Below are 13,792 nucleotides of genomic sequence, written 5' to 3' on the forward strand. Positions count from 1 at the left end.
GGCCGCTACTGCCGGTAGCCGCTCAAAAACCGCCCGATCCGCCCGATCGCCGCCTCCAGATCATCCGCGTGCGGCAACGTCAGGATCCGGAAGTGATCCGGCGTCGGCCAGTTGAAGCCCGTGCCCTGGACAACCTGGATCTTCTCCCGCAGCAACAGGTCCAGGACGAACTTCTCGTCGTCGTGGATCTTGTGCACCTTGGGGTCGATGCGCGGGAACGCGTACAGCGCACCCTTGGGTTTCACGCACGACACGCCGGGGATCTCGTTGAGCTTCTCCCAGGCCACGTCGCGCTGTTCGCGCAACCGTCCGCCCGGCGCGGTCAGCTCGTGGATGGACTGGCGGCCGCCGAGCGCGGCCTGGATGGCGTACTGGGCGGGCGCGTTGGCGCACAGGCGCATGGAGGCCAGCATGGTCAGACCCTCCAGGTAGTCGCGCGCGTGCTGCTTCGGGCCCGTCACCACCAGCCAGCCCGAGCGGAAGCCCGCCACCCGGTACGTCTTCGACAGTCCGCAGAAGGTCAGGACCACCAGGTCGGGCGCGAGCGCGGCGGTCGAGTGGTGCACGGCGTCGTCGTAGAGGATCTGGTCGTAGATCTCGTCGGCGAACACCATCAAGCCGTGCCGACGGGCGAGGTCGAGGATGCCCTGGATGATCTCCTTCGGGTAGACCGCGCCGGTGGGGTTGTTGGGGTTGATGATGACCACGGCCTTGGTGCGGTCCGTGATCTTTGACGCCATGTCGTCCAGGTCGGGGTACCAGTCGGCCTGTTCGTCGCACAGGTAGTGGACCGCCTTGCCGCCGGCGAGGGTCGTCACCGCCGTCCACAGCGGGAAGTCGGGTGCCGGGATGAGGACTTCGTCGCCGTCCTCCACGAGTGCCTGTACGGCCATGGAGACCAGCTCGGAGACGCCGTTGCCGAGGAAGACGTCGTCGACGCCGACGTCCAGGCCGAGGGTCTGGTAGCGCTGGGCGACGGCGCGGCGGGCGGAGAGGATGCCGCGCGAGTCGGTGTAGCCGTGCGCCTGCGGGAGCATCCGGATCATGTCCTGGAGGATCTCCTCCGGCGCCTCGAAGCCGAAGACGGCGGGGTTGCCGGTGTTGAGACGCAGCACGCTGTGCCCGGCCTCCTCCAGCGCGTCGGCCTGCTCGATCACCGGGCCGCGGATCTCGTAACAGACCTCGCTGAGCTTGCTCGACTGCCGGAACTCCATGCGCCCCTCCGGTATCTGGTGTTGCTTGGTTTTACCAAGTTTCAGCTTGGAAAGTCCAACGACACGTCTAGACTGCGTCGCATGTCACCTCGCCGAAGCTACGACCAGTACTGTTCCGCAGCCCGCGCCCTCGACGTCGTGGGCGACCGCTGGACCCTGCTGATCGTCCGCGAACTCCTCGCCGGCCCCCGCCGCTACACGGACCTGCACGCGGATCTGCCGGGCGTCAGCACGGACGTACTCGCCTCGCGGCTGAAGGACATGGAACGGGACGGGCTGTCGACACGCCGCCGGCTGCCGCCGCCCGGTGCGGCCTACGTGTACGAACTCACCGGTCGGGGGCGTGAGTTGCTGCCGGTGCTGCAGGCCCTGGGCGCGTGGGGGCAGGCCGAGCTGGGGGAGCGGCGGCCGACGGACGCGGTGCGGGCGCACTGGTTCGCGCTGCCCCTGCTGCGGGCCCTGCAGGGTGAGGGGCTCGTCGAAGTGCGGCTGGAGGAGGGGGACTTCCATGTGTACGCCGGTGCCGTGGACGATCCCGTGTACGGTGACGGGCCCGCCCCCGCCGAGCCCGACGTGCGGCTGGTGCTGGACACCGACACCTGTACGGCCGTGGCGCGGGGGGAGTTGAGCGTGGCCGAGGCGGTGCGGGACGGTCGTATCACCGTGACCGGCGACGGGACGCTCGCCAAGGCATTGCGCGACGTGTAGCGAAACGCCCGCCGCACCGAGGTGGGTGCAGCGGGCCTCGACGTCATGGGTCAGACCCTCGGTGGCCGCCCCGACCCGCGCGTCAGCGCATACCCGCCGACGCCCGCGAGCGCGGCCAGCGCACCGCCCACCGCCGTCCACACCCACCGGTCGGACCACCAGCCCGACGCCCAGCCGTCCTCCGGCTCGATGCTCGACAGAACGGCCGACGCCGACGCATCCTCCTCGGGCTGGGTGGCGGTCCCGGGCACCAGCGGCTCGGCCAGCGAGCCGTCCACCGCCGCCGACCCGCCTATGTCCTTGGCGTCCACCCGCACCTCGGTGCTCACCGGCAGACCCAGGTCGGACGTGGGCAGGCCCACCGCGGTGAGGCGGATGTAGTACGTGCCCGGCAGCGGGTCGTTGGCCCACGGATCGGACCAGGCGCGGATCGTGCGCAGCGTGCACGCCAGATCGACGGAGGCCGCGCCCGATGCGGCGGTGCGCGTCTGGGGGCCGTACTGGCAGGCCTGGCGGCGGCGCAGCCCGTCGTACACGTCGATCTGCCAGGTCTCGGCGGCGTGCGTGCCCGGCAGCTTCACCGTGGCTTTGACGGTCGGGCGCTGTCCGGCGTCCGCCGGGAACGACCAGTACAGGTAGTCGCCCGCCGAGGCGTTCGCCGTGGCCGTCTGACCCTGGTCGACCTCGGTCGCGGTACGGAACGATGTGCCCGCCTCGGTCGGGGCCGAGCTCTCGCCCGAAGGGGACGGTGTGGAGTCGGCCACCGCGGGAGCCGCGGCCAGTCCGAGCGTCAGCAGGGCTGCGCCCAAGATCCTCGTAGTACGCATCAGTTGGTCCTCCAGACCGCGACCCGCCAGCGCGACAGCCAGCCCCACAGCAGACCCCCGGCGAAGCCGGTCAGCACCAGGATGCCGAGCAGCCACCAGCCGCGCCCGAGGCCGAAGGCGGCCACGTCGCTCGACGGCGACGGTCCGTCCACCACGTCGATCGTCAGCTCCAGAGGCAGACCCGGCGTGGTCTTGACGCCGGCGGCCGCCGAGAAGGAGTGGGTGAGCTGGAGGCACACGGCCTCGGCGGCGGGCTTGTCGGCGTCATCGTCGTCGCCCTCCCGCTTCGGGTAGCGAAGTCCTGTCGAGATCACATCCGTACGGCCGTTGCCCGCCGCCTCGCCGCGCACGATCTCCCGGCCGTGCACCGTGACCGCACGCAACAGCACCCCGTAGCCGGGATTCACGTCCCGGTCCGCCGACACGCTCACCGAGGCGCGCAGCTCCCGGCCCGGCAGTACGTCCACCCGATACCAGCGCTGCTGCCCGAACTCCGCGCGGTCGGTGTACAGGCCGGACTCCAGCGCCGGCGCCTTCGCGCATTCCGCGGCGCCCTCCGTCGCCACCGGCGTCACCACCGGATCGGCGGCGCGGTCCACCAACTGGTTGACCCGGTCGGTGAGTTCGTCGGCGTGCTCCACCGAGGTGTACGTGCCGCCGGTCGCCTCGGCGATACAGCTGAGCTGCTGCCGCATCTTGGTGTTGGGCACCAGGCCCAGGGTGTCGATGGTGAGACCGATGCCCTTGGCCGCGATCTCGCGGGCCACCTCGCACGGGTCGAGCGGGGCGCAGGTGTCCTCGCCGTCGCTGATCAGCACGATCCGCTTGGATCCGGTGCCGCCGTCGAGGTCGTCGGCCGCCTTCAGCAGCGCCGGCCCGATCGGGGTCCAGCCGGTCGGCGCCAGGGTGGCCACGGCCGCCTTGGCCTCGGTGCGGTCCAGCGGGCCGACCGGGTAGAGCTGCGCGGTGTCCTTGCAGCCCGTCTTCTGGTCGTCGCCCGGATAGTCGGCGCCGAGCGTGCGGATGCCGAGCTGCACGTCCTCGGGCGTGGCGTCCAGCACCTCGTTGAACGCCTGCTTCGCCGCGGCCATCCGCGACTGCCCGTCGATGTCCCGCTCCCGCATCGAACCGCTGACGTCCAGTACCAGGTTGACCTTGGGCGCGGCGGCCGTGGTCTCGTCGGCGAGCGCCGCGGTCGGGAGAGCGATCCCGGCCGTCAGCGCGGCGAACAGGACGCAGACTCCTGCCGCCCGCCGTTGTCTTGTGATCATCGGCGGATCTTATGGAGCAGTGGTGTCCCGCACCAAAACGGAAGATCACAGAAGGGGATTGGGCAGCTCCGCCCACCGGTCCCCGGGCCGGCCCGGGGACAGCCGCATCAGCGTCAACGCCTTCGCGGGCAGGGGTTCCTCGCACAGCGCGACGAGATCCGGGGTGCGCGGCAGATCCCGTACGGCGGTCTCCAGCGCGGCCCGCAGGGCCGGCCCGGATCCCGCCGTCCCGGCCAGCGCGCCCGCCACCAGCGACCCGAACAGCTTGCGGCGCAGGGCCGTCACGTCGTCCGTGAGGATCCGGGCGGGCAGCTCCGGGGCCGGGATGCCGTGCCGGGCCAGCCGGGCCGGGCTGACCCGGATGTCGGCGAGGTCGCGGTACACCAGCCGCAGCGGGGCGCCCGTCGCGGACAGCACGACGAGGAGGTTCTGGCCGTGCGCTTCCAGGGCCACGCCCAGCTCCAGCAGCCGCAGCCCGACCGTGACGGCCAGCCGGGTGAATTCGCCGAGCCAGGCGGCGGATTCCGGCAGCTCGGTGGTGGCCAGGGCTGCCACCGGCACCACCCGCTCACCGGGCCCGGCGCACTCCTGCGGCGACGCGCGCAGCACCGCGCCGAGATCGGGCGACCCGTCCGTGACCGCGCCGAGCGTGCGGGTGACGTGCAGCAGGCCGTCCGTGCGCGCCGCCATGTCCTCCGCGAACGCGGACAGCGTCATGGAGGCGGCGATCGACCCGACCGAGATGTCCCGCACCGAGGACGTCAGGCGGGCGCTCAGCGCCGTCTTGACGTGCGGGCCGCCGTCCAGGGCCAGCGTGCGAAGGGACATCAGCGGGTGTCCGGTGAGCCGTGCCTCGCACGGCCGCTTCAAAACATGCGCCGCCTGCCACGGGTGCACCGGGACCAGCACCCGTCGCCCGTCCTGCAGGGCGTCCGGCCACTCACCGGTGACCAGGCACGCCTCCGCCGGGACGGGCACCAGACCCAGCCCCACGCGCGGCCCATGTTCGGGCGCGTAGGCGAGCTGTTCGGCCACCGAGAAACCCGGCCGGGAACGGCAGTTGGGGTGGAACGGATGTCCGTCCACCACCCGCTGCTCCCACTCCCAGTCACTCGTGGGCCACTCTTTCGGGTGCGACGGCTGCCCGGCCCGCGACAGCGCCAACGACGCGACACTGTGGTCGAGTTCGGCCACGAGGTCGGCTCCGTGCGGGACGGCGAGGTCCGTCATCAGCCGTGCCGGACGCTCGTACGTCACGTCGTCCAGCCGTACGGCGGTGACGTACGCGGCGGTCGCGTACGGATCCGGCGCTGGCCCGTGCAGCCGGCGGCCGTCCCGAAGGTGCAGGGTGAGGCCGTCCCGGCCGGGGGTGCGGCCCTCGACCCAGGTCAGCGGCTCATGGGTGAGCGCCCGCCACAGCCGGGTCAGCACGGCCGCCCGGGCGCCGGGCAGCTCGGCCGCGTACCGCGCGGCGAGGTCCGGGCGCAGGACGGACAGCTCGTCGGCGACCTCGGCCTCGGCGGTGGGGGAACGGTGCACGGGCGGGCTCCTCGAAACGGGTCGGGCGCGGACAGGGCGGTCACGGCGGGCTGTGACGACAGCGATACTGATCGTCTCCGCACATAGGAACCGTAGGGAACGAGTGGAACGCGTGGACCCCATCCTCCCGCCCGTCGGCGCAGCCGCCCCAGCACATGACGACGTCGCCGACCGGGCCGACGCGTATGCGGCGGCGCCGCTGCTCAACTGCCTGCTGCGCGAGGTGGCGCTCCCGCTCCCGGGCCGGCCCGGGGTCCACCGGCTGCCCGGCGTGGACCGGCTGCTGCGGGTGCGTGGCGGGCGGCGGCCCGCGGAACCGGAGCTGTACACGGCCGGCCGCTGGCATCGCCTCGACCACACGGAACTCGTCAAGCTCGTGGCCGAGGAACTGCGCCGGCACACGGGCCTGTCCAACCATGAGCTGCCCGCGGAGATGCTCGACAGCCGCAACGCCGTCGCCGCCCTGCTCGCCGCCCGCGCCCGCGCCACCCCGCCCGACGACCCCTACCTGCGCTCCGAGCAGTCCCTCGTCACCGGCCACCCCCACCACCCCGCCCCCAAGGCCCGCGGCGGCGGCCCGGTGGCCGGCTGGCTGCCGTACGCGCCCGAGGCCCACGCCCGTTTCCCGCTGGTCCTGCTCGGGCTGCGCGAGGACACCGTCGTCGAGGAGGGCGACACCTCGGCGCTCGACGCACTCGGGCAGGCCCCGCCCGGCTACCGGCTGCTGCCCGCCCACCCCTGGCAGCTCGACCTGACCGCCCGCGACCTCGCCCCGGCCTTCGCCGACGGCCGACTGATCCGCCTGGGCACCACCGCGTTCCCGACGTGGCCGACGGCCGCAATTCGCACGGTGTACGCCCCCGAGCGCGACCTGTTCCTGAAGTTCAGCCTCGATGTGCGGATCACCAATGACGTACGCCGGCTGTGGCGGCACGACCTGCTGAAGCTGCGCCGCATCGACACCGCGGTGACCAGGGACTTCGCGGGTGGCCCGGCGGCCTGGCTGACCGACCGCGGCTACCGCACCGCAGGCTTCGCCTTCGAGGAACTCGCCGTCCTCGTCCGTGACGGAGTGCGCGGCCACGTCCTGCCCGGCGCGACCCCGTTCCTGGCCGCCGGACTCGTGGAGGGCTTCGCGGGCAGCCCGCTGGACGGTCCGGTCGACCCGGCCGGCTGGTGGGAGGCGTATCTGCGCCAGGTCGTGCCCCCGGTCCTGTCGGCCTTCGCCGACCACGGCGTCGTACTGGAGGCGCACCTGCAGAACTCACTGGTCGCCTGCGCCGCCGACGGCACCCCGGTGCAGGCGCTGTTCCGGGACGCCGAGGGCGTGAAGCTGCTGCCGGACGTGTCACGGGCGGCCGGCTGGGAGCGGCTGGTGTACTGCCTGGTCGTCAACCATCTGGTGGAGCTCGCCGAGGCCCTCGCCGAGCGTCACGCCGGCCTCGACCCGTGGCCGGCCGCACACCGCGAACTGTCCCGGCACGACCTCCCGGAGGTCAGGAGCCTGCTCACCTCGCCCACGCTCCCCGCCAAGACCAACCTCCTGCTGCGCTGGACCGGCGCGGACGGCGCCGCCGCCCGCTACCGGCCGCTGCCCAACCCGCTGGTCAGCGCGTAATCACCGATCGGCACGGAAGCCACCTGCCGTACGCTTGCCGGTGTGCTGCGCGACGTGACTGCCGTTCGATACGTGACCCCACTGCGGTCCGGCGGCTCCGTGCCCGGAGTCGTCGAGGCCGACGACCTGGGCACCTACGTCGTGAAGTTCACCGGCTCCGCACAGGGCCGCAAGGCGCTGGTCGCCGAGGTGATCGTCGGTGAACTGGCCCGCGCCCTCGGCCTGCGCTTCCCCGAACTGGTCCTGGTGCACTTCGACCCGGCGATCGCCGATCACGAGCCGCACCAGGAGGTGCGCAACCTGCACTCGGCCAGCGCCGGCGTCAACCTGGGCATGGACTACCTGCCGGGCGCGCAGGACTTCACGCCGGAGCTCGCCGGGACCTTCCCGGTCGACCCGCTGGAGGCCGGTCGGATCGTCTGGCTCGACGCGCTCACCGTGAACGTCGACCGCACCGTGCACAGCTCGAACCTGATGGTCTGGCCCACGCTCGGCATCGCACCGCCACGCCTGTGGCTGATCGACCACGGCGCCGCCCTCGTCTTCCACCATCGCTGGGACACCTCCGCCCCCGACAAGGCGTACGACTTCCGCCACCACGCCCTCGGCCACTACGGCCCCGACGTACGGGCCGCCGACGCCGAACTGGCGCCCCGGGTGACCGAGGAGCTGCTGCGCGAGGTGCTGGCCGAGGTCCCGGACGCCTGGCTGGCGGACGAGCCCGGCTTCGCGATGCCCGACGAGGCGCGGCGCGCATACGTCGACTACCTCCACGCGCGCGTGGCGGCGTCCGAGGCCTGGCTGCCCACGGACTTCCCCACCCGGGAGGAACTCGCCGCCGAGCAGGCCCTGCGCGCGGCGAGGACACAGCAAGGCCGCCCGAAGTGGCTCAAGCGGGTCCCCGACCTGCACGGCAAACCGGCGGCGGAACAGGATTGGTCGGTGCACCTGGGATGACCCACCGAGTCCAGATCGAGTACTGCACCCAGTGCCGGTGGCTGCCCCGCGCCGCCTGGCTGGCGCAGGAGCTGCTGACGACGTTCGAGGCCGAGCTGACCGAGCTGTCGCTGAAGCCGGGCACCGGCGGGGTCTTCGTCGTGCGGGTGAACGACGAGGTGGTGTGGGACCGCCGCGAGCAGGGCTTCCCCGAGCCGACGGCGGTCAAGCGGCTCGTACGCGACCGAGTGGCCCCGGAGAAGTCCCTGGGCCACTCGGACAGACCCGCGTGAGTCTCAGTCCTTGAGCTGCTCGTACGCGGGCAGCGTCAGGAAGTCCGCGTAGTCCTCGTCGAGGGCGACCTTCAGCAGCAGGTCGTGGGCCTGCTGCCAGTTGCCGGCCGCGAAGGCCTCCTCGCCGATCTCCGCGCGGATGTTCGCGAGTTCCTCGGCGGCGACCTTGCGGGCGAGGTCGGCGGTGACCTGTTCGCCGTTGTCGAGGACGACGCCCGCGTTGATCCACTGCCAGATCTGCGAGCGGGAGATCTCCGCGGTGGCCGCGTCCTCCATGAGGTTGAAGATCGCGACCGCGCCCAGGCCGCGCAGCCAGGCCTCGATGTAGCGGATGCCGACCTGCACGGCGTTGACCAGGCCCGCGTAGGTGGGCTTGGCGTCGAGGGAGTCGACGGCGATCAGGTCTTCCGCCTTGACGTCGACGTCCTCGCGCAGGCGGTCCTTCTGGTGGGGCTTGTCGCCCAGCACCCGGTCGAAGGACTCCATGGCGAGGGGGACCAGGTCGGGGTGGGCGACCCAGGAGCCGTCGAAGCCGTCGCCCGCCTCGCGGTCCTTGTCGGCGCGGACCTTCTCGAAGGCGACCTTGTTGACCTCGGGGTCCTTGCGGGAGGGGATGAACGCCGCCATGCCGCCGATCGCGTGCGCACCGCGCTTGTGGCAGGTGCGGACGAGGAGTTCGGTGTACGCGCGCATGAACGGGGCGGTCATCGTCACCGCGTTGCGGTCCGGCAGGACGAACCTGGGGCCGCCGTCCCGGAAGTTCTTGACGATGGAGAACAGGTAGTCCCAGCGGCCGGCGTTCAACCCGGAGGCGTGGTCGCGGAGTTCGTAGAGGATCTCCTCCATCTCGTACGCGGCCGTGATCGTCTCGATCAGGACGGTCGCGCGGACGGTGCCCTGCGGGATGCCGACGTGGTCCTGCGCAAAGACGAAGACGTCGTTCCAGAGGCGGGCCTCCAGGTGCGACTCCGTCTTCGGGAGGTAGAAGTACGGGCCCTTGCCGAGGTCGAGCAGGCGCTGGGCGTTGTGGAAGAAGTACAGGCCGAAGTCGACGAGGGCGCCCGGCACCTGACGGCCGTCCGAGTCGGTGAGGTGACGCTCGTTCAGGTGCCAGCCGCGGGGCCGCATGACGACGGTCGCCAGCTCCTCGTCGGCCTTGAGTGCATACGACTTGCCCGACGCCGGGTCCGTGAAGTCGATGCGGCGGGTGTAGGCGTCGATCAGGTTGAGCTGGCCGAGGACGACGTTCTCCCAGGTCGGGGCGGAGGCGTCCTCGAAGTCCGCGAGCCAGACCTTGGCGCCCGAGTTCAGGGCGTTGATGGTCATCTTGCGGTCGGTGGGGCCGGTGATCTCGACCCGGCGGTCGTTCAGCGCGGCCGGGGCGGGCGCGACACGCCAGGTGGGGTCCTCGCGGATCTGTGCGGTCTCCGGGAGGAAGTCGAGCGTGGAGGTGCGGGCGATCTCGGCACGGCGTTCCGCGCGGCGGGCGAGGAGTTCGTCACGCCGGGGCGTGAACCGGCGGTGCAGCTCGGCCACGAAGGCGAGCGCCGCGTCGGTGAGGACCTCCTCCTGCCGGGGCAGGGGCTCGGCGTCGACGATGGCCAGCGGAGACGGCGCTGGTGCGGACATGAGCTGTCACTTCCTTCAGCGAGCTACTTCAGCGAACCACGTGCATCACCGCGGTGCCGTGGCACCGGGTGTCAGGGGCACAAAGGGGGCGGTGGACGCCCGTAGGACGGTCGGGCGCTTCTGATCAGTGGATACTAGTTTCCTCATGGTGGAAGTTCAATGGTTTGTTGATGTCGAGATTCTCCGGGTCGAGGCAAGGTGGCGCTCGGTGCCACCCCGCTCACTCAAGGTGGACCAGGTCAGCTTCGGTGTCGATGTCGAAGGCACGGGCCACGTCCCCGCACTCGACGAGCGTGATCTCCTGCTCATGGGCCTTCAGATAGGCGCGTGCCCCCCGGTCGCCGGTCGCAGTCGCGGCGATGCCCGCCCAGTGGGCGGCGCCCAGGAGGACCGGGTGACCGCGCACGCCGTCGTATGCGGCCGACACCAGCGACGACTCGCCCTGGTGGGCGGCGAGCACCCGGGCCACCGCCTCCGGGCCGATGCCGGGCTGGTCGACGAGCGAGACCAGCGCGGCCCGCGCCGTCGTCCCGGCGAGCGAGTCCAGCCCGGCGCGCAGTGAGGTGCCCATGCCCTGCTCCCAGTGCGGGTTGTCCACGAGTACGCAGCCTGGCAGCTCCGCCCGCTCCCGTACGGCGTCCGCGCCGGCCCCCAGGACCACATGCACGCGGGTGCACCCGGCCGCGCGCAGCACCGCCACCGCGTGTTCGACCAGCGGCCGGCCCCGGTGTTCGAGCAGTGCCTTGGGCCGTCCGCCGAGCCGGCGTCCGCCGCCCGCGGCGAGGAGCAGTCCCGCGACGGGCTGTTCGTTGCGATCCGTCATGGGTCCTGCATACCTGACCCGGGTGGACTCGGCGGTCTCCACGGACTGAATTTCGGTCCCCGCGGTGGCGCATCCGTACCGGGTGGCGTTTACTGGCCCGCGTCCTCCGGTGCCCGACCAACGCCACGGGGCCGCACGGCGGGATCGGACATCACTGCGCACAACGGCGTGCCAGGGGGGAGAGCTGTGTTGCGGAGCTTGGGGCAGAGGTCAGTGACCGGCAGCGACGAGGACCCGAGGGTGGCGGAACTGCGAACCGCCGTGTCCCGGCTGCGTCGCGAACTTGCCGCACACCCCGTCGAGTTCCCCGACCGGGCCGTCGCCGAGGACGAGCTCGCCGCACTCGCCGCGATGACCTCCGACGGCACCCCCGAGATCCCCCGGTTGCGCCGCTCCCTGCTGCTGATCGCCGGCGCGATCGGCTCCGTGAGCGCCCTCTCGCGAGGGCTGTCGGACGTACGCAGCGCGGTGGACCTGTTCGGCCCGCCGCCGAGCCGCTGACCCGTACGCGTCGGCGGACTCAGGCGCCGGAACTCGCCAGTGCCTGGGACAGTTCCGTCGCCACCTGCTGGAGCACCGGCACGATCCGGTCCGTCGCCGCCTCCGTCACCCGCCCCGCGGGGCCCGAGATCGAGATCGCGGCGGCCGTGGGGGAGTCGGGCACCGACACCGCCAGGCAGCGCACGCCGATCTCCTGCTCGTTGTCGTCGACGGCATAACCGAGGCGGCGCACATCGTCGAGCGCGGCGAGGAAGCCGTCCGGTGTGGTGATCGTCTTCTCCGTCGCGGCGGGCATGCCGGTACGCGAGAGCAGGGAGCGCACCTCGTCGTCCGGGAAACCGGCGAGCAGTGCCTTGCCGACGCCCGTGGAGTGCGGCAGGACGCGCCGGCCGACCTCGGTGAACATGCGCATCGAGTGCTTGGACGGCACCTGGGCCACGTAGACGATCTCGTCGCCGTCGAGCAGCGCCATGTTGGCCGTCTCGCCGGTCTCCTCGACCAGGCGGGCGAGGTAGGGGCGGGCCCAGGTGCCGAGCAGCCGGGAGGCGGACTCGCCTAGGCGGATCAGCCGCGGGCCGAGCGCATAGCGGCGGTTGGGCTGCTGGCGGACGTAACCGCACACAACGAGCGTCCGCATGAGGCGGTGGATGGTGGGCAGCGGCAGCCCGCTGCTCGCGGAGAGCTCGCTCAGCCCGACCTCACCGCCCGCGTCCGCCATCCGCTCCAGCAGATCGAAGGCGCGCTCGAGGGACTGGACACCACCGCCGCCTGCGGGCTTGGCGGAGTCGGTGGTGCTGGCGCTGGACGTCGGCACGGCGCGTTCCTTTCGGCACAGGCAGAACGGCGGGAAAGGCAGCAGCCTACCCGGCAGTCGGTTGACTCCCCGCTTGTGCGTAGCTACGTTCTGCGTGTTGGAATGTTAATTCCGCTTTGTGGAAACGTCCAGAGGGTGGGCGTCGGGTGCACTGTGGAGAAGTGTGCCCTTGACGGTGCGGGAGCGGGAGTGAAGACTCCTTCAACAGAAAGTTGAATTCCGTTACGCGGAAGTTAACGGCGGCAGAGAGGGGTCCGGGTGTCCGACGCTGAACTGGTGCTGCGCTCGACGCGCGTCATCACGCCCGAGGGAACGCGCGCCGCGTCGGTCGCGGTCGCCGGGGGCAGGATCGCAGCCGTACTGTCGTACGACGCTCCCGTCGGGGGCGTCCGCGTGGAGGACTTCGGCGACCACGTCCTGCTGCCCGGCCTGGTCGACACCCACGTGCACGTCAACGACCCCGGCCGCACCGAGTGGGAGGGCTTCTGGACCGCCACGCGCGCGGCGGCGGCCGGTGGCATCACCACCCTCGTCGACATGCCGCTCAACTCCCTCCCGCCGACGACCACGGTCGAGAACCTCCGTACAAAACAGAAGGTCGCCGCCGACAAGGCCCACATCGACGTCGGCTTCTGGGGCGGCGCCCTGCCCGACAACGTCAAGGACCTCCGCCCGCTGCACGACGCAGGCGTCTTCGGCTTCAAGGCCTTCCTGTCGCCGTCGGGCGTGGACGAGTTCCCCCACCTCGACCATGAGCAACTCGCCCGGTCCCTGGCCGAGATCGCCGCCTTCGACGGCCTGCTGATCGTGCACGCCGAGGACCCGCACCACCTCGCCGCCGCCCCGCAGCAGGGCGGACCGAAGTACGCCCACTTCCTCGCCTCGCGGCCCCGCGACGCCGAGGACACCGCGATCGCCCACCTCATCGCGCAGGCCAAGCGCCTCCACGCGCGCGTGCACGTGCTGCACCTGTCCTCCAGTGACGCACTGCCGCTGATCGCCGAGGCCCGCGCCGAGGGCGTCCGGATCACCGTCGAGACGTGCCCCCACTACCTGACCCTCACGGCCGAGGAAGTCCCGGACGGGGCCAGCGAGTTCAAGTGCTGTCCGCCCATCCGTGAGGCCGCCAACCAGGACCTGCTCTGGCAGGCGCTGGCCGACGGCACCATCGACTGTGTGGTCACCGACCACTCGCCGTCGACCGCCGACCTCAAGACCGACGACTTCGCCACCGCCTGGGGCGGCATCTCCGGCCTCCAGCTCAGCCTGGCCGCGGTGTGGACCGAGGCCCGCAAACGCGGGCACACCCTGGAGGACGTCGTCCGCTGGATGTCCACGCGGACGGCGGAACTGGTCGGACTGGGGCACAAGGGCGCCATCGAGACCGGCCGGGACGCCGACTTCGCCGTCCTCGCACCCGACGAGACCTTCACCGTGGACCCCGCGGCCCTCCAGCACCGCAACCGCGTCACGGCGTACGCCGGCCGGACCCTCAGCGGCGTCGTGAAGTCCACCTGGCTGCGCGGCGAACGCATCGTGACGGACGGCGAGTTCACCGCACCGAAGGGGCGCCTGCTCACCCGCACCCCCTGAATCCCTACTCCCGAAAGGAAGCCCTG

General features: G+C 71.7%; 13 protein-coding genes. 6 read left to right on the plus strand and 7 right to left on the minus strand.

Going from position 1 to position 13,792, the window contains the following annotated elements; translation table 11 throughout:
• Positions 1-5: 5 nt before the first annotated feature.
• Positions 6-1,214: a pyridoxal phosphate-dependent aminotransferase gene (locus tag ACFVJQ_RS24690; RefSeq protein WP_224737072.1), complete on the minus strand. Its 1,209-nt coding sequence runs from the start codon at positions 1,212-1,214 to the stop codon at positions 6-8.
• 81 nt (positions 1,215-1,295) lie between these two features.
• Between ACFVJQ_RS24690 and ACFVJQ_RS24695 the strand changes: the two genes are divergently transcribed.
• On the plus strand, positions 1,296-1,922 hold the full coding sequence (locus ACFVJQ_RS24695) for a winged helix-turn-helix transcriptional regulator (protein WP_385786926.1): 627 nt from the start codon (positions 1,296-1,298) through the stop codon (positions 1,920-1,922).
• 50 nt (positions 1,923-1,972) lie between these two features.
• Here ACFVJQ_RS24695 and ACFVJQ_RS24700 read toward each other — a convergent pair whose 3' ends face one another.
• From ACFVJQ_RS24700 to ACFVJQ_RS24710, 3 genes are read right to left on the minus strand one after another with little or no spacing between them, the layout of a single operon-like run.
• Complete coding sequence (locus ACFVJQ_RS24700) at positions 1,973-2,749, minus strand: hypothetical protein (protein WP_385515314.1); 777 nt, start codon at positions 2,747-2,749, stop codon at positions 1,973-1,975.
• On the minus strand, positions 2,749-4,020 hold the full coding sequence (locus tag ACFVJQ_RS24705; protein WP_385515313.1) for a VWA domain-containing protein: 1,272 nt from the start codon (positions 4,018-4,020) through the stop codon (positions 2,749-2,751). The genes ACFVJQ_RS24700 and ACFVJQ_RS24705 overlap by 1 nt, the downstream gene beginning before the upstream one ends.
• Before the next feature lie 45 nt (positions 4,021-4,065).
• Entirely contained in the window at positions 4,066-5,559 is a 1,494-nt protein-coding gene (locus ACFVJQ_RS24710; RefSeq protein WP_385515312.1) for an IucA/IucC family protein, read from the minus strand.
• Between the two features lie 103 nt (positions 5,560-5,662).
• Here ACFVJQ_RS24710 and ACFVJQ_RS24715 point away from each other — a divergent pair, with 103 nt between their 5' ends.
• Genes ACFVJQ_RS24715 through ACFVJQ_RS24725 form a run of 3 tightly spaced genes read left to right on the plus strand, consistent with a single transcriptional unit; the run spans position 5,663 to position 8,406 of the window.
• The gene (locus tag ACFVJQ_RS24715) at positions 5,663-7,177 is read left to right on the plus strand and encodes an IucA/IucC family protein (RefSeq protein WP_385786931.1); all 1,515 of its coding nucleotides are present in this window, start codon (positions 5,663-5,665) and stop codon (positions 7,175-7,177) included.
• Positions 7,178-7,219: 42 nt separating this feature from the next.
• Positions 7,220-8,134 (plus strand): HipA family kinase, encoded by a 915-nt coding sequence (locus tag ACFVJQ_RS24720; RefSeq protein WP_385515310.1) that lies wholly within the window; start codon positions 7,220-7,222, stop codon positions 8,132-8,134.
• Positions 8,131-8,406 carry a SelT/SelW/SelH family protein gene (locus tag ACFVJQ_RS24725; protein ID WP_224734985.1) on the plus strand — a complete coding sequence of 92 codons (276 nt, stop codon included), beginning with the start codon at positions 8,131-8,133 and terminating at the stop codon, positions 8,404-8,406. The genes ACFVJQ_RS24720 and ACFVJQ_RS24725 overlap by 4 nt, the downstream gene beginning before the upstream one ends.
• Before the next feature lie 3 nt (positions 8,407-8,409).
• Here the strand turns inward: ACFVJQ_RS24725 and aceB are convergent, their stop codons facing one another.
• Both aceB and ACFVJQ_RS24735 read right to left on the minus strand, forming a co-directional pair.
• Positions 8,410-10,035, minus strand: a complete 1,626-nt coding sequence (gene aceB / locus ACFVJQ_RS24730) for a malate synthase A (protein WP_385515309.1) — start codon at positions 10,033-10,035, stop codon at positions 8,410-8,412.
• A 220-nt stretch (positions 10,036-10,255) separates the two neighbouring features.
• Entirely contained in the window at positions 10,256-10,858 is a 603-nt protein-coding gene (locus ACFVJQ_RS24735) for an NTP transferase domain-containing protein (RefSeq protein WP_385786935.1), read from the minus strand.
• Positions 10,859-11,044: 186 nt separating this feature from the next.
• Here ACFVJQ_RS24735 and ACFVJQ_RS24740 point away from each other — a divergent pair, with 186 nt between their 5' ends.
• On the plus strand, positions 11,045-11,359 hold the full coding sequence (locus ACFVJQ_RS24740; protein WP_385515307.1) for a DUF5955 family protein: 315 nt from the start codon (positions 11,045-11,047) through the stop codon (positions 11,357-11,359).
• A 19-nt stretch (positions 11,360-11,378) separates the two neighbouring features.
• Here ACFVJQ_RS24740 and ACFVJQ_RS24745 read toward each other — a convergent pair whose 3' ends face one another.
• Positions 11,379-12,173, minus strand: coding sequence for an IclR family transcriptional regulator (locus tag ACFVJQ_RS24745; protein WP_224734989.1), 795 nt, complete (start codon positions 12,171-12,173; stop codon positions 11,379-11,381).
• A gap of 258 nt (positions 12,174-12,431) precedes the next feature.
• Here ACFVJQ_RS24745 and allB point away from each other — a divergent pair, with 258 nt between their 5' ends.
• A complete protein-coding gene (allB, locus tag ACFVJQ_RS24750) occupies positions 12,432-13,766 on the plus strand; it encodes an allantoinase AllB (RefSeq protein ID WP_385515306.1) in 1,335 nt (444 codons plus the stop codon).
• Positions 13,767-13,792: the final 26 nt, after the last annotated feature.

Source organism: Streptomyces sp. NPDC127197 (assembly GCF_042672405.1).
In the GTDB taxonomy this organism is placed as follows: Bacteria; Actinomycetota; Actinomycetes; order Streptomycetales; family Streptomycetaceae; genus Streptomyces; species Streptomyces flavusporus.